Below are 12,421 nucleotides of genomic sequence, written 5' to 3' on the forward strand. Positions count from 1 at the left end.
ACCGCGCAGAAATCCTAGAGTTTCCGGACACAGGTGGCTCAACACAGTGCTTCAATTCGTCGCAAAAAGCGCGCAACTCATCACTGACACTTTTGTCAATAAATACTGATGACTTCTCGAGTCGAATTCAGTTTCATTAGTAACGACTTAGCTTGCCGTTGACATTACTAGCTACAGTGCAAATAACTTGTCCGACCGGGCCTGCCTTACCGGATTCGCGACGCGGGTAAACAACCTGCGAAGCATATGCTCAGACCAGTAAAATACTGGTGCAATAGAGGGGTTGGCAGGCACAAATGTCGGATAAGGATAAGGGCGGCGATAAGACAGAGCTACCCACTCCCAAAAAGCTGAAGGACGCACGCAAGAAAGGCGATATTGCCAAGGCGCAGGAGATCACCTCCATGCTTGGCACGTTCGGCGCGGTCATCCTCCTACTAGTTGCAGGAGGATGGATCGCCAGCAACATTGCCGATTTCGGCGACCGGGTCGTCACCCAGGCCGCCTCCGGCGAATTCAACCTTTCACTTAGCAATCTGGGCGGCGAGGGCATTTTCTTGCTGATCATGCTCAGCGCCACATTTCTCATTCCGTTGGCGGCGCTTGGCGCATTGTCCGAAATGCTCCAGACGCGCGGGCTGTTCGCTCCTAAACGGCTCGAACCAAAGCTCGAAAAACTGAATCCAGTCGAAGGGCTCAAGCGTCTCTTCGGCAAGCAAGGAATGGTCGAGCTGGTCAAAACGCTCGCCAAGGTGCTCGTCGTGGTGTGCGTGGTCTGGCTCGTCTCCTACGATCATATAGAACGCATGGGCACGATGCTGCTGCCAGCCGCTGAACCCGTCTGGAGAGAGGGGATCGGCGAGCAGGCCGGAATGCAGGATGCACATCTCACCTATACGCTCGCGCTCAAGGTGCTCGCGTGGGTCGGCCTGATGTTTGTTGGTATCGCAGCGCTCGATGCGGTTTGGTCGAAGCAGCGCTTCATCAAAAAAATGATGATGAGCCGCAGGGACATCAAACAAGAGGTAAAACAGGACGAGGGCGATCCGCACGTCAAAGGGCATCGTCGCCAGTTGGGGCAGGAATGGGCGCAGTCTGGCGCGGTTTCAGCGACGGGTGATGCTTCCGCCCTGCTCGTCAATCCAACCCATCTGGCGATCGCGCTCGACTATGATCCGGAGCGCGCCCCGATCCCGGTCATTCTCGCGCGCGGGGATGGGGAGATTGCCGAGGCCATGCGCGACGCTGCGCGGCAAGCCGAAGTCCCGATTATCCGACACATCCCGACTGCTCGAAAGCTGTGGGCGCGCGGCGAGGTTGGGGAGATGGTCCCAGAAGAGCTCTTCGATGCGATCGCCGAGGTGATCCTGTGGGCCAAGCGAGCCCGGTCGGGTCAAGCGCCCATGGAATGCGAGTTGGAGGCGGAGGCCACGACCCAAGATTTATCAGACACACAAGAAAAAGAAGCTGAACCAGTATGACGATTTCCGCCGTTCTTTCTTCCTTGCTCGCGATCATTCTGTCGCTGGCGTTCGTGATCGGGCTCGCTTGGGGCGGGCTCTATTTGCTACGGAAGTTTCAGGACGGCAGCTTTGGCAAGCTCGGCGGGCAAATGGATGGCAGGGATCTACGCTTTATCCGCGCGCTACCGATAGGCCCACGCGAGCGACTTGTAATGGTTGAAGTCGACGGTGATGAGATGCTGCTAGGTGTGACCGCGCACTCAATCACGCGATTGCGCGAATGGCCGGCCGGCGGGTCAAGTTCCTCGCAAAAGATCAACGCATCAGAAAGTGTCGAACAAACCCAGAGCGATGCCGCGCGGCCCAAATTCCGCTTGCGGATGACCGACGGAGGCGAGGGATGAGCGAAGAACCGCAAGGCATTGCCAGCGCTTTGCCGGAGCTTGACCCGGATCAAGTCGAGTGGGCCCATCACGCCGCGCATTTGCTCGCGCGAATGGGTTATCAGGTCGATGTGCTCCCGAAATCTGGAGGTGATGGCGGATGGTATATCGGCCCTGCTCTGGCCTTTCGACCTGCTCCAGCGTCCCGCCCGGCCACGGGATCTACTGGTGAAGCCTTGGTTGATGCGTTGGCGCACCACGATGACATCCTCAGCGCAATAGAGGAGAGCACTGGGCTGGCCGCTGAATTCAAGGATCATGGGGCAATGGGCTGCGCAACGGTTCGCGTCGTGCTCCAAAAGGAGGGCGACGAGATCGGGGAAATCATCGCGTTGGCCAAACCGGCCCGGCTCGCTCCCCGAGATCAGATTGACCACGCTCACTCTGGCCTTTTCAGCTGCCCGATTGTCACTCGAGGAAGCGCATCAGCTGAGCGACGGCGATTTGCTGTTGCTCTCATCGGGTCCGTGGCCGCTTCTCAGCGAGATGCGCTCACAAGCGGAAGGCACGCTTAGCCTTGAGCCGGCAACAGGCGTCATATCCCACGCCATTCAAAGCCCCCACATGAATGCGGAGACTGCTCCCATGTCCGACCCAGCCGACACTGGTCAAATGACCGTACCCGTCGCGATCCATTTACCCGACGTCGTTTTGAGCGAGGACGAGCTTTCGCGGCTCACACAAAGAGGATCGCTGGATATCGGGCCTGTGACAGAAGGCCTGCATGCGAAGGTCAGCGTTGGCGGGCGATCCGTTGGCCAAGGCCAGATCGTGCGAATAGGGGATCGGTTCGCGGTGCTGCTCGAAGAGCCAGTTTCCTCAACCGAAGAGGCGCCAGCTTCTGCCGAGGCAACGGATGAGACGGAAGCTGGTGTAGCCACTCAAGCAGAGCCAGCCACGAGCGAACTCCAGGCCGAGATCGAGTAATGGAGCTCGGTACTTTCACCCCAGGCTCTGCACTGATCACGGTCCTCCTGATCGCGCTTGCCCCCTTCGTCGCCGTTATGGTCACGAGCTTCACCAAGATCGTCGTCGTTCTCGCGATTGTGCGCAGCGCACTGGGCCTGCAGCAGACCCCGCCCAACATTGTCCTCAACGGGCTGGCGCTGATCCTCTCGGTCTATGTGATGTACCCGACGCTGCAGGACATGTCGGAAGCGGCAGAGATTGGGACAGAGGCCGCAGCGACCATGCCCGGCGATGAGGGCCCAGCCCCGCCGCAACTAGGCGATACGCAAGAGATCATTTCAACCGCCGACAAAGCCAAGGAACCTCTACGCAAATTCCTGCTCGCCAATACGGATGCCGATGACAGGGCTTTCTTCCTCGCGACCCAGCGCCGCATTAGCGGTCCCGAACGCGCAGCCGAATTGAGCGACACCGACTTCGTCATCATCGTGCCTGCTTTCGCTGTACGAGAGTTGAAGGTTGCATTTCAGATCGGGTTTCTGATCTTCTTGCCATTCCTCATCATCGATCTGGTGATCTCCAATATCCTGCTCGCGCTCAACATGATGATGCTCAGTCCGGTGACAATCTCATTGCCGTTCAAGATATTGCTGTTCGTGCTCATTGATGGCTGGGTGAAGCTCACGCAAGGCCTTGTGCTGTCTTATGCGATGTAGCGTAGCGGAGGCTAAAACGTGGATCTGACCGACATCACTTTGGAGGCCCTGTGGCTGGTGCTGCTTCTTTCAGCGCCGCCCGTGATCGCGGCTTCAGTGGTCGGATTGCTGGTTGCCGTCGTACAAGCCGCAACACAGATTCAGGAGCAGACGCTTCAATTCACTCTCAAGTTCTTCGCTATCGTTCTCACGCTCTTCATCACCGCATCGCTTGTTGCTGGAAGCCTGTTTGCATTCGGCGATCAGATATTTACGAACTTCCCGGGCATGGTCGGATGAGTGTTGGTGCTGCGCTTGGCCAATCGCTCATCGGGGTAGCACCTTGGACCGAACAGGCGTTGCTGGTCGGAGCGGGCTCAGCGCGATTTGCGATGGCGTTTATCATGCTGCCGCTGTTCTCGCCGCAATTGATTCCCTCGCTCGTGCGCAATTCTTTGATCATTGCCTTCGGCTTAGTCGCGCTTTCACTGCCGATCTCGTTCAGTCCAAGCCTGCTGACCGCCGGGCAATGGCTAGCGCTGTTTGGAAGAGAGGCAGCAGCCGGCATAGTGATCGGCCTGTTTTACGGCACCTTCCTTTGGGCAATGGCCTCAGCAGGGGAGATCATCGACAGCAAGACAGGTGCAACAATTGCGCAGGTGATCGACCCGATTTCCGGCGGCACGCAGTCTCTCTCCGCCACGCTGCTCGACTAGATTTGCGCAGGTAACGTTCGTGACCGCTGGCGGTCTCACATTGCTGATCGGAACGCTGATGGTCAGCTATGCCGTCTGGCCGATGGGCCCGGGCGGGATGGAGCTCGATCTAGCCGCCATCACCCTTTTTCAAGGCGAATTCGGGCGCTATTTCATGATCGCGTTCATTCTCGCTACCCCCGCGCTCATGGTTCTGTTTATTATCGATCTTGGAATGGGACTGCTCAATCGCTTTGCACAGAACTTCAATGTGTTCATGCTCTCGCTGTCGATCAAAGCGAGCGCTGCGATCTTCGTGCTGATCCTAATCCTCCCGTTGCTCGGCAACATGGTGGTCGACGAATTGATGACCCGCGATGATGTGGCCCAGGGCATGTTGGAGCGGGCAGGAGTGCCGCAATGAACACACGCACTCCGCAGCCTACTGGCGCGCCCCATCCAACGCCAATGGCATCGACCGCACCGAAGGTAGACGCGGAATTGCTAGCACTGATTGAGCAGATGCGAAGCGCGGCACAGCAGGATCCGGCACGCCAGCGCGAGGTGACCGTGGGCGAATTTCTGGTCGATGGCGCCCGCGTCCCGCTTTCGCTTGTCGATCCGCTGCAGCAATTAACGCGTACCGAAGCAGCCGCCTTGCGCTTTGCCGGTTGGGGCCGCTCGAATGCTGACATCGCGACGCTGCTTGCGATCAGTGAGGGGACCGCTCGCACGCACCTTAACAGCGCGGTGCGCAAGCTCGAACTCGATGGCATGCGCGGCCTAACCGCGCTGGCCGGACTGCTCTTTCATCCGCTGGATTAGCGCCCAGCTGCGACGAAATCCCCGAAACTATACGTTCTGCAGATACCGGCGAAGCTCTTGCTGACATAGCTTCGATTCCATCATGGTTGGAGATGCTTGATGGCCGAAGTCGCTCGCAGTGAAAATTCTCTTCAGTCGCAATCGTTTGGGCAAAGTGACCCGATGGCTGTGGCAACAAGACTGGTCAATCAGAACCGCAGCCCTGTTCTCGACACCGTAGGGCTCCGCAGTCAGCTCAATGTACTGCAAACGACTTTCCCGGCGCAGGCGCAAGCGATGGAACGCGCTGTGCTGGCCCAGATGTCTCCCCGCGAGCAGGGTGAATTTGCTCGTCTGTCGCAGGCCTCGCCAGTTCCTGCCAATGATCCTGGCACGAGCACTGCGACAATGGTTGCGGACCTAACCCAGCTGTCGCTCGACTTGGTCGGCATCATTGAACCCACACCTTTTGCAGATGGCAGCAATGCGATCATTTCCCTAGGGCGTTCGATCGGCGCCGCTTGGGATGGCAATTGGGGCGACGCGGGGGGACACCTACTTAATGGTACGCTCTCAGCGGCGGGGATAATCCCCTATCTTGGCGATGCGGCAAAGGCCGGAAAGATTGGCAAATGGGCGCAAACCGTCGCCGATGCGGTTTCGATGGCTGCGCGCAACCCAGCCATGCGCGGAGTACTTGAAGCTCCGCTCAAAGAGATCCAAGGGCTGGTCAATCGCATCCCTCAAGGCGCGCTGGATGCTCTGCCAAGCGGTGCGCGTGAATCGCTGGAGCGGATGAAGTCACAGCTGGATGAGTTTTTTGGAGCTGGCGCACGGCAGGCCGATAACATTGCAATCCGTCAGTTCGACAACGCCGCTGACTTTAACCGAGCAGCCAACAATGCCGTACCAAACACCCGTTATGAGTACGGCAATTATAGCTACACAACCGATGCCAATGGCCGCGTGTCAGTAGCCGAAGGAACGATCAACCTATCGCCAGCCGGACGCAATGATCCGACCCTTCAAGCCCAGATTGGCCGTGAAGGACGCAGCACAGATGTTGGTTTCCATATCATCGCTGATAGATTTGGCGGGCAGACCAACCGGTTGAATGTTGTTCCCGGCAATGGCCGTCCGATTGGTGATGGCGCACCCAACCTAAACCAAGGCGCGTTCAAACGCTTTGAAAACGAGATCGGTGACATAGCGTCGCAGCCCGGAAACCGCGTTGAAGTGAGGATACAAGCCGAGTATGATCCAACCAACGCCAGTGCTCGCCCTGATAGCTTCACTGCTCAATACAGGGTCAATGACGGAGCCTGGAGGACCAGAACCTTCGACAACAAATAGGCCTGCTCAAATGGATTTCACTCAAGCTCAGACCGACGTGGTGAGAGCGGTCGCTGGCAGCTTTCCCGCGGGCGATTGGCAAGCCGCCATTCTCGATTACGAAGTGCGTGAAGTCTCAGACGGGTTTGACTCGGATTACATTGGCATCGTCCTGATGCGCTCGGCTGACGGAACGCTGACGCAGGAGCAGTTCCAGCTTGACCGCCAGGCACGCCAAGCGTGCACCCAGCTTTACCTTCAGCGCAAAAACGAAGCGGGAGAAGATATCGCAGGCTTTGTTTTGCGGATTGAGCAGCCGGGCAAATTCCGATTCGACTTCAAAGATTCACTGAAGCGGTTGGAAGGCGTCTGGGATGCTGAGAATGAAGGCTATCTCGACAATTATCTCGACAATTACAAACGCGAAAAGGCTGTGACCGACGCCAGCTGAGGCGTTCAATTACCAGCTATTCTCGGCCTTTCGCGGTGTGGCGCATTTGCCGCATGGGTGGTTGTTCGCTTTGCCACTTAGGCGCGCCTCTTCCACTCAAACACGCATAAGCGTATCCGGGCCGGCTTTATGCGCGAGACACAGGCCTTTGTAGCGCCAACCTGGCGCGATGAAATCCGGGAGACTTTCAAGCTTTCCTGGCCGCTTGTGCTCGCCAATCTGCTGCAGATGGGCATCTACATGGTGGATGTCATATTCATCGCGCGGCTTGGCGAAGAACCGTTAGCCGCATCTGGCCTTGTCGCAGGGCTGTTCGGCCTGATCGTTTGGTCGCTATCCTCTCTATCCGGAGCAGTAGCCCCGCTGATTGCAGAGGCGATAGGCGCAAAAGGCCCTTCTTTGCGGCCCGTTCGGCGCGCAACGCGCATGGCCTTGTGGCTGGCTGCTATTGCAGGAAGTGTTGGCATGGGCCTCGCGCTGTTACTTGGACCAGTGATGCGGCTCACCGGGCAGGCCCCGAGCATCATCGCACTGGCGCTCGAATATAATTACCTTGTCATCTTCTCGCTGATCCCGATGCTGCTTGCATCTGTCCTGCGAAACTATGTTTCGGCGCTCGGTTGGCCCGTTTTCGCAACGGCGATCACCGCGCTTGGCATCCCCATCAATGCGCTCGCCAATTACGCGTTCATCTTCGGCAATCTGGGCGCGCCAGCGCTTGGACTGACTGGCGCGGCTGTCGCTACGATCATCACAGCGTTGGTGACACTAGCCGCCTATGTCGTGGTTATATTGGTGGTACCCAAGCTCGCGCGCTATCACATCTTCTATCGCTTCTGGCGTCCAGACTGGACGCGCTTTGCCCTCATCCTCCGCATCGGTACGCCGATCGCGCTCACCGTGGCAGCAGAGGCAGGCGTATTCAGTGCCGCGGCGTTCCTGATGGGCCGGATCGGAGCCGCAGAATTGGCTGGCCATATCGTCGCCCTCAACATTGCTGCACTCGCCTTCCAAGTGCCTTTCGGCGTCGGCCAAGCCGCGACCATTCGCGTGGGCTATGCCTATGGAGCGGGCGATCGAAATGGCATCAAGCGCGCGGGCTGGGTGGCCTTGGCGCTGGGCACCAGCTTCATGGCGTTCACAGCAATGGCGATGGTGCTCGCACCAGAATACCTCATGCGGATTTATGTCGATATCGACGATCCCAAGAATACAGCACTCGTCGGCTTTGCCTTGCAATATCTCGTGCTTGCGGCTGCATTCCAACTGGTCGACGGCGTACAAGCCGTCGCCGCAGGAGCCTTGCGGGGACTGCAAGACACGAGAACCCCGATGTGGATCGCGATATTTAGCTACTGGGTGCCCGGCTTTGGCCTCGCGATTGGCCTGGGGTTCTTTGCCGGACTTGATGGCGTCGGGGTCTGGATTGGCCTAGCAGCGGGCCTCGCCTTTGCGGCCGTTTTGCTCACATGGCGCTGGATGCTGAGAGAGCGCCTCGGCTTGACGGACCGGCCCGTCATAAGCTGAGGATCATCCGACCTCAAAAAAGTGCATGCGGCACTGTTGACTCGCGCGCGCGCCATCCCCATTTGCGCCGCGCTGGCACTCTCATGGGGAGAGTGCCAAACGACAATCATTCTTCAAAAGAAAGGTCATCAATCATGGCATTTCGTCCGCTGCACGACCGCGTTGTGGTCCGCCGCATCGAAGCCGACCAGAAGACCGCTGGCGGCATCATCATCCCCGATTCAGCCCAGGAAAAGCCAAGCGAAGGCGAAATCGTCTCTGTTGGCGATGGCGCTCGTGACGACAGCGGCAACCGCGTCGCTCTCGACGTGAAGGCTGGCGACCGCGTGCTGTTCGGCAAGTGGTCCGGCACTGAAGTAAAGATCGACGGTGAAGACCTGCTGATCATGAAGGAAAGCGACATCATGGGCGTGATCGGCTGAGCCGACCCCAGTCACTTTCAAATCTAACAAATTTCAGGAGAAACAATCATGGCTGCCAAGGACGTAAAGTTCTCGCGTGACGCACGCGAAGGCATTCTCAAGGGCGTCGATACGCTCGCAAACGCCGTCAAAGTGACCCTCGGCCCGAAAGGCCGCAATGTCGTAATCGACAAAAGCTTTGGCGCGCCGCGCATCACTAAGGACGGTGTAACCGTTGCCAAGGAAATCGAACTTAAGGACAAGTTCGAAAATATGGGCGCGCAAATGCTCAAGGAAGTTGCAAGCAAGACCAATGACCTTGCCGGTGACGGAACCACCACTGCCACCGTTCTGGGACAGGCCATCATTCGCGAAGGCATGACCGCCGTCGCCGCTGGCATGAACCCGATGGACCTGAAGCGCGGCATTGACACCGCAGTTGCGAAGATCGTCGACAACCTCAAGAGCCGCTCGAAGGATGTGGCTGGTTCCTCTGAAATCGCTCAGGTTGGCATCATTTCGGCCAATGGCGACCGTGAAGTCGGCGAGAAAATCGCTGAAGCCATGGAAAAAGTCGGCAAAGAAGGCGTCATCACCGTTGAAGAAGCCAAAGGCCTCGAGTTTGAACTCGACGTTGTTGAGGGTATGCAGTTCGACCGCGGCTATCTCTCGCCATACTTCATCACCAACCCGGACAAGATGACAGTCGAGCTCGACAATCCATACATCCTGATCCACGAAGCCAAGCTGTCAAACCTGCAAGCCATGCTGCCGATCCTCGAAGCAGCTGTGCAGTCGGGTCGTCCGCTACTGATCATCGCAGAAGATATCGAAGGCGAAGCGCTCGCTACCCTCGTGGTCAACAAGCTGCGCGGTGGTCTTAAGGTTGCTGCGGTCAAAGCACCTGGCTTCGGCGATCGCCGCAAGGCGATGCTGCAGGACATCTCGATCCTTACCAAGGGCGAAATGGTCAGCGAAGACCTCGGCATCAAGCTCGAAAACGTCACGCTCGGCATGCTGGGTGAAGCCAAGCGCGTTACCATCGACAAGGATAACACCACGATCGTCGACGGTGCTGGTAGCGAAGACGACATCAAGGCCCGCGTCGGTGAGATCAAGGCTCAGATGGAAACCACGACCAGCGACTATGACCGTGAAAAGCTGCAAGAGCGTCTGGCGAAGCTCGCTGGCGGTGTTGCCGTGATCAAAGTTGGCGGTGCTTCGGAAGTCGAAGTGAAAGAACGCAAGGACCGCGTTGATGACGCGCTCCACGCAACCCGTGCAGCCGTTGAAGAGGGCATCGTCCCTGGCGGCGGCACTGCGCTGCTTTATGCATCAAAAGTGCTCGAAGGCGTGAAGGGCGACAATGACGACCAGACCCGCGGTATCGACATCGTTCGCCGCGCGATCATGGCACCAGTTCGTCAGATCGCTCAGAACGCCGGTCATGACGGCGCGGTTGTCTCTGGCAACCTGCTCCGAGAAGGCGACGAAACCCAAGGCTTCAACGCTGCGACCGACACCTATGAGAACCTCGTCGAAGCCGGCGTGATCGACCCGACCAAGGTTGTCCGTACTGCTCTGCAAGATGCGGCATCGGTTGCCGGTCTGCTGATCACCACCGAAGCGGCGATCACCGATGCTCCGGAAGACGACAAAGGCGGCCCTGCAATGCCTGATATGGGCGGCATGGGCGGCATGGGTGGAATGGGCGGCTTCTAAGCCCGCCCCACTCAGCGCAGCTGAAAACACGAAGCCCCGCTGGAGCAATCCGGCGGGGCTTTGCTTTGTCTGGCAAACGCCTATGGTGCGCTCAAATCTTCAAGAGGGAACCTTTCACCATGAAACGTGTAGCCGCAGTTCTGCTGGCCTCCGCTGCTTTGACCGGATGCGATGTGATGGGCACGACTGTTGCCACAATCGAATGCAGCACCACTCAAACCGAGTGCATCAACACATGGTTTGATTCCAAGTTTGAAGAGGAATTGGCTTTCAGCCCGATCCGGCAAACCGCGCTCGGTTTGAAGACAGATTATGACAAGATCGACGATTTCAGCGTAGAGGCGGAACAAGCACAGCTTGAATGGTGGCAAGCGACCGCTGCCGAGATGGACGCCAATTTCGACTATGACGAGCTGTCGGATGACGCAAAACTCTCATGGGACATGTGGATGTTCCGTAAGGAGCAGGCAGAGAAAGCTGCCGAGTTTCGCGATCAGGCTTACATCCTCCATCAGATGAACGGCACGCATACTGCCCTGCCCAGCTTCCTCATCAGCCAGCACAAAGTCGAAAGCGAAGAAGACATGACCGCTTTCATCGCGCGGCTTTCGGGCATCGGCACTGCGATGGATCAATTGCTCAAGCGCGCGCAGGACAACGCAGCTTCGGGAACGCGCCCGCCGCGTTTCGCCTATGATGCAGTGATCGAGGAAAGCGGCAAGATCACTAGCGGCGCGCCGTTTGACGATGGCGAAGCATCGGCACTTTGGACCGCATCCGAAGAGCACCTGGCCGCGCTGGTCGAGGCGGGCACGATCACATCGGAACGCGCCGATGAATTGCGTGAAGAAGCCCGCAGCGCGCTCGTCGACGACATGGCTCCGGCCTATGGCCGCGTGATTGCTTGGTTCGAAGAGGACCTGCCAAATACATCCGAGCAGGCCAAAGGCGTCGCAGAATTGGCCGATGGCTCCGACTTCTACAATTATAGTCTCGGCGCGATGACCACGACTGAGCTGAGCGCTGATGAAATTCACGAAACAGGTCTCGATGAGGTTGCGCGCATTCGCGAAGAGATGATCGCGATCAAAGACCAAGTCGGGTTTGAGGATGACCTACCCGCCTTCTTCGAGTTCATCCGCAGCGATGATCAGTTCTATTTCTCGAATGATGATGCGGGTGCGCAGGCTTACATTGATGCAGCGGAAAAGCATCTTGCATTCATCAACACGCGGCTGCCCGAATTCTTCGGCATTTTGCCAAAAGCACCGCTGGAAGTCCGCCGGGTGGAACCTTTCCGCGAGCAGGACGGCGCGCCGCAACACTATCGCCCCGGCACTCCCGACGGCTCACGCCCCGGCATCTATTATGCGCATCTATCCGACATGCGAGCGATGGCTATCCCGCCACTTGAGGTTATCGCCTATCACGAGGGCAATCCCGGACACCACATGCAACTATCGATTGCGCAGGAGCAAACTGGAATCCCGAAATTCCGCGCGCAGGGCCAGTATATTCCAGCGTATGGCGAAGGATGGGGCCTCTATTCAGAACTGCTTGCCAAGGAAATGGGCGCCTACAAGGACCCCTATTCCGACTTTGGCCGCCTAACGACCGAGATGTGGCGCGCGATCCGGTTGGTGGTCGACACAGGTATCCACTCGAAAGGTTGGAGCGAGGAACAAGCCGTCGAGTATTTCCTCGCCAATTCACCGGTGCCAGAGGCGAAGGTTCGCGCTGAAATTCAGCGTTACTTCGTGATGCCCGGTCAGGCCACCGCCTACAAAATTGGGATGATCCGCATCCAGGAATTGCGCGCCAAAGCCGAAGAGGAGCTCGGCGAAAAGTTCGATATCCGCGGCTTCCATGACACCGTGCTGGGTGGTGGACCTGTACCGCTTGGCATCCTTGAGCGCCGGGTCGATCAATGGATCGAAGCCACAAAGGCTTCGTAGAACAAACCGAACGCAAACCCAAAA

General features: G+C 57.9%; 15 protein-coding genes. All 15 read left to right on the top strand.

What is annotated here, in order from left to right:
* The first annotated feature begins 296 nt into the window (after positions 1-296).
* The 15 genes from ACZ1GU_RS13790 to ACZ1GU_RS13860 all read left to right on the top strand — a co-directional run bounded on the left by ACZ1GU_RS13790 (position 297) and on the right by ACZ1GU_RS13860 (position 12,397).
* Positions 297-1,481 carry an EscU/YscU/HrcU family type III secretion system export apparatus switch protein gene (locus ACZ1GU_RS13790; RefSeq protein WP_472648526.1) on the top strand — a complete coding sequence of 395 codons (1,185 nt, stop codon included), beginning with the start codon at positions 297-299 and terminating at the stop codon, positions 1,479-1,481.
* On the top strand, positions 1,478-1,867 hold the full coding sequence (gene fliO, locus ACZ1GU_RS13795; RefSeq protein ID WP_472648527.1) for a flagellar biosynthetic protein FliO: 390 nt from the start codon (positions 1,478-1,480) through the stop codon (positions 1,865-1,867). The genes ACZ1GU_RS13790 and fliO overlap by 4 nt, the downstream gene beginning before the upstream one ends.
* Entirely contained in the window at positions 1,864-2,421 is a 558-nt protein-coding gene (locus ACZ1GU_RS13800; RefSeq protein WP_472648528.1) for a hypothetical protein, read from the top strand. The genes fliO and ACZ1GU_RS13800 overlap by 4 nt, the downstream gene beginning before the upstream one ends.
* 70 nt (positions 2,422-2,491) lie before the next feature.
* Entirely contained in the window at positions 2,492-2,833 is a 342-nt protein-coding gene (locus ACZ1GU_RS13805; RefSeq protein WP_472648529.1) for a hypothetical protein, read from the top strand.
* Positions 2,833-3,531: a type III secretion system export apparatus subunit SctR gene (gene sctR / locus ACZ1GU_RS13810; protein WP_472648530.1), complete on the top strand. Its 699-nt coding sequence runs from the start codon at positions 2,833-2,835 to the stop codon at positions 3,529-3,531. The genes ACZ1GU_RS13805 and sctR overlap by 1 nt, the downstream gene beginning before the upstream one ends.
* 18 nt (positions 3,532-3,549) lie before the next feature.
* Positions 3,550-3,810: a type III secretion system export apparatus subunit SctS gene (sctS, locus tag ACZ1GU_RS13815; protein WP_472648531.1), complete on the top strand. Its 261-nt coding sequence runs from the start codon at positions 3,550-3,552 to the stop codon at positions 3,808-3,810.
* Positions 3,807-4,226, top strand: a complete 420-nt coding sequence (locus tag ACZ1GU_RS13820; RefSeq protein WP_472648532.1) for a flagellar biosynthetic protein FliR — start codon at positions 3,807-3,809, stop codon at positions 4,224-4,226. The genes sctS and ACZ1GU_RS13820 overlap by 4 nt, the downstream gene beginning before the upstream one ends.
* A gap of 19 nt (positions 4,227-4,245) precedes the next feature.
* Positions 4,246-4,629 carry a flagellar biosynthetic protein FliR gene (locus ACZ1GU_RS13825; protein ID WP_472648533.1) on the top strand — a complete coding sequence of 128 codons (384 nt, stop codon included), beginning with the start codon at positions 4,246-4,248 and terminating at the stop codon, positions 4,627-4,629.
* Entirely contained in the window at positions 4,626-5,030 is a 405-nt protein-coding gene (locus ACZ1GU_RS13830) for a helix-turn-helix domain-containing protein (RefSeq protein WP_472648534.1), read from the top strand. Before ACZ1GU_RS13825 ends, ACZ1GU_RS13830 begins: the two co-directional genes overlap by 4 nt.
* Before the next feature lie 162 nt (positions 5,031-5,192).
* Positions 5,193-6,362: a DNA/RNA non-specific endonuclease gene (locus tag ACZ1GU_RS13835; protein WP_472648535.1), complete on the top strand. Its 1,170-nt coding sequence runs from the start codon at positions 5,193-5,195 to the stop codon at positions 6,360-6,362.
* Positions 6,363-6,372: 10 nt separating this feature from the next.
* Entirely contained in the window at positions 6,373-6,792 is a 420-nt protein-coding gene (locus ACZ1GU_RS13840) for a hypothetical protein (RefSeq protein WP_472648536.1), read from the top strand.
* Between the two features lie 129 nt (positions 6,793-6,921).
* Positions 6,922-8,319 carry an MATE family efflux transporter gene (locus tag ACZ1GU_RS13845; protein ID WP_472648537.1) on the top strand — a complete coding sequence of 466 codons (1,398 nt, stop codon included), beginning with the start codon at positions 6,922-6,924 and terminating at the stop codon, positions 8,317-8,319.
* Between the two features lie 134 nt (positions 8,320-8,453).
* On the top strand, positions 8,454-8,741 hold the full coding sequence (groES, locus tag ACZ1GU_RS13850; protein ID WP_472648538.1) for a co-chaperone GroES: 288 nt from the start codon (positions 8,454-8,456) through the stop codon (positions 8,739-8,741).
* A gap of 48 nt (positions 8,742-8,789) precedes the next feature.
* Positions 8,790-10,442 (top strand): chaperonin GroEL, encoded by a 1,653-nt coding sequence (groL, locus tag ACZ1GU_RS13855; RefSeq protein WP_472648539.1) that lies wholly within the window; start codon positions 8,790-8,792, stop codon positions 10,440-10,442.
* A 119-nt stretch (positions 10,443-10,561) separates the two neighbouring features.
* Positions 10,562-12,397, top strand: a complete 1,836-nt coding sequence (locus ACZ1GU_RS13860; RefSeq protein ID WP_472648540.1) for a DUF885 domain-containing protein — start codon at positions 10,562-10,564, stop codon at positions 12,395-12,397.
* The last annotated feature ends 24 nt before the right edge of the window (positions 12,398-12,421 follow it).

It is taken from the genome of Erythrobacter sp. HA7-11 (assembly GCF_055693605.1).

Excerpts from the sequence above, each read along its gene's own strand:
- ACZ1GU_RS13805 (WP_472648529.1), top strand. The coding sequence starts at position 2,492 with ATGTCCGACCCAGCCGACACTGGTCAAATGACCGTACCCGTCGCGATC.
- sctR (WP_472648530.1), top strand. The coding sequence starts at position 2,833 with ATGGAGCTCGGTACTTTCACCCCAGGCTCTGCACTGATCACGGTCCTC.
- ACZ1GU_RS13820 (WP_472648532.1), top strand. The coding sequence starts at position 3,807 with ATGAGTGTTGGTGCTGCGCTTGGCCAATCGCTCATCGGGGTAGCACCT.
- ACZ1GU_RS13790 (WP_472648526.1), top strand. The coding sequence starts at position 297 with ATGTCGGATAAGGATAAGGGCGGCGATAAGACAGAGCTACCCACTCCC.
- ACZ1GU_RS13860 (WP_472648540.1), top strand. The coding sequence starts at position 10,562 with ATGAAACGTGTAGCCGCAGTTCTGCTGGCCTCCGCTGCTTTGACCGGA.
- groL (WP_472648539.1), top strand. The coding sequence starts at position 8,790 with ATGGCTGCCAAGGACGTAAAGTTCTCGCGTGACGCACGCGAAGGCATT.
- ACZ1GU_RS13840 (WP_472648536.1), top strand. The coding sequence starts at position 6,373 with ATGGATTTCACTCAAGCTCAGACCGACGTGGTGAGAGCGGTCGCTGGC.
- ACZ1GU_RS13830 (WP_472648534.1), top strand. The coding sequence starts at position 4,626 with ATGAACACACGCACTCCGCAGCCTACTGGCGCGCCCCATCCAACGCCA.
- ACZ1GU_RS13835 (WP_472648535.1), top strand. The coding sequence starts at position 5,193 with ATGGCTGTGGCAACAAGACTGGTCAATCAGAACCGCAGCCCTGTTCTC.
- fliO (WP_472648527.1), top strand. The coding sequence starts at position 1,478 with ATGACGATTTCCGCCGTTCTTTCTTCCTTGCTCGCGATCATTCTGTCG.
- ACZ1GU_RS13845 (WP_472648537.1), top strand. The coding sequence starts at position 6,922 with ATGCGCGAGACACAGGCCTTTGTAGCGCCAACCTGGCGCGATGAAATC.
- ACZ1GU_RS13800 (WP_472648528.1), top strand. The coding sequence starts at position 1,864 with ATGAGCGAAGAACCGCAAGGCATTGCCAGCGCTTTGCCGGAGCTTGAC.
- groES (WP_472648538.1), top strand. The coding sequence starts at position 8,454 with ATGGCATTTCGTCCGCTGCACGACCGCGTTGTGGTCCGCCGCATCGAA.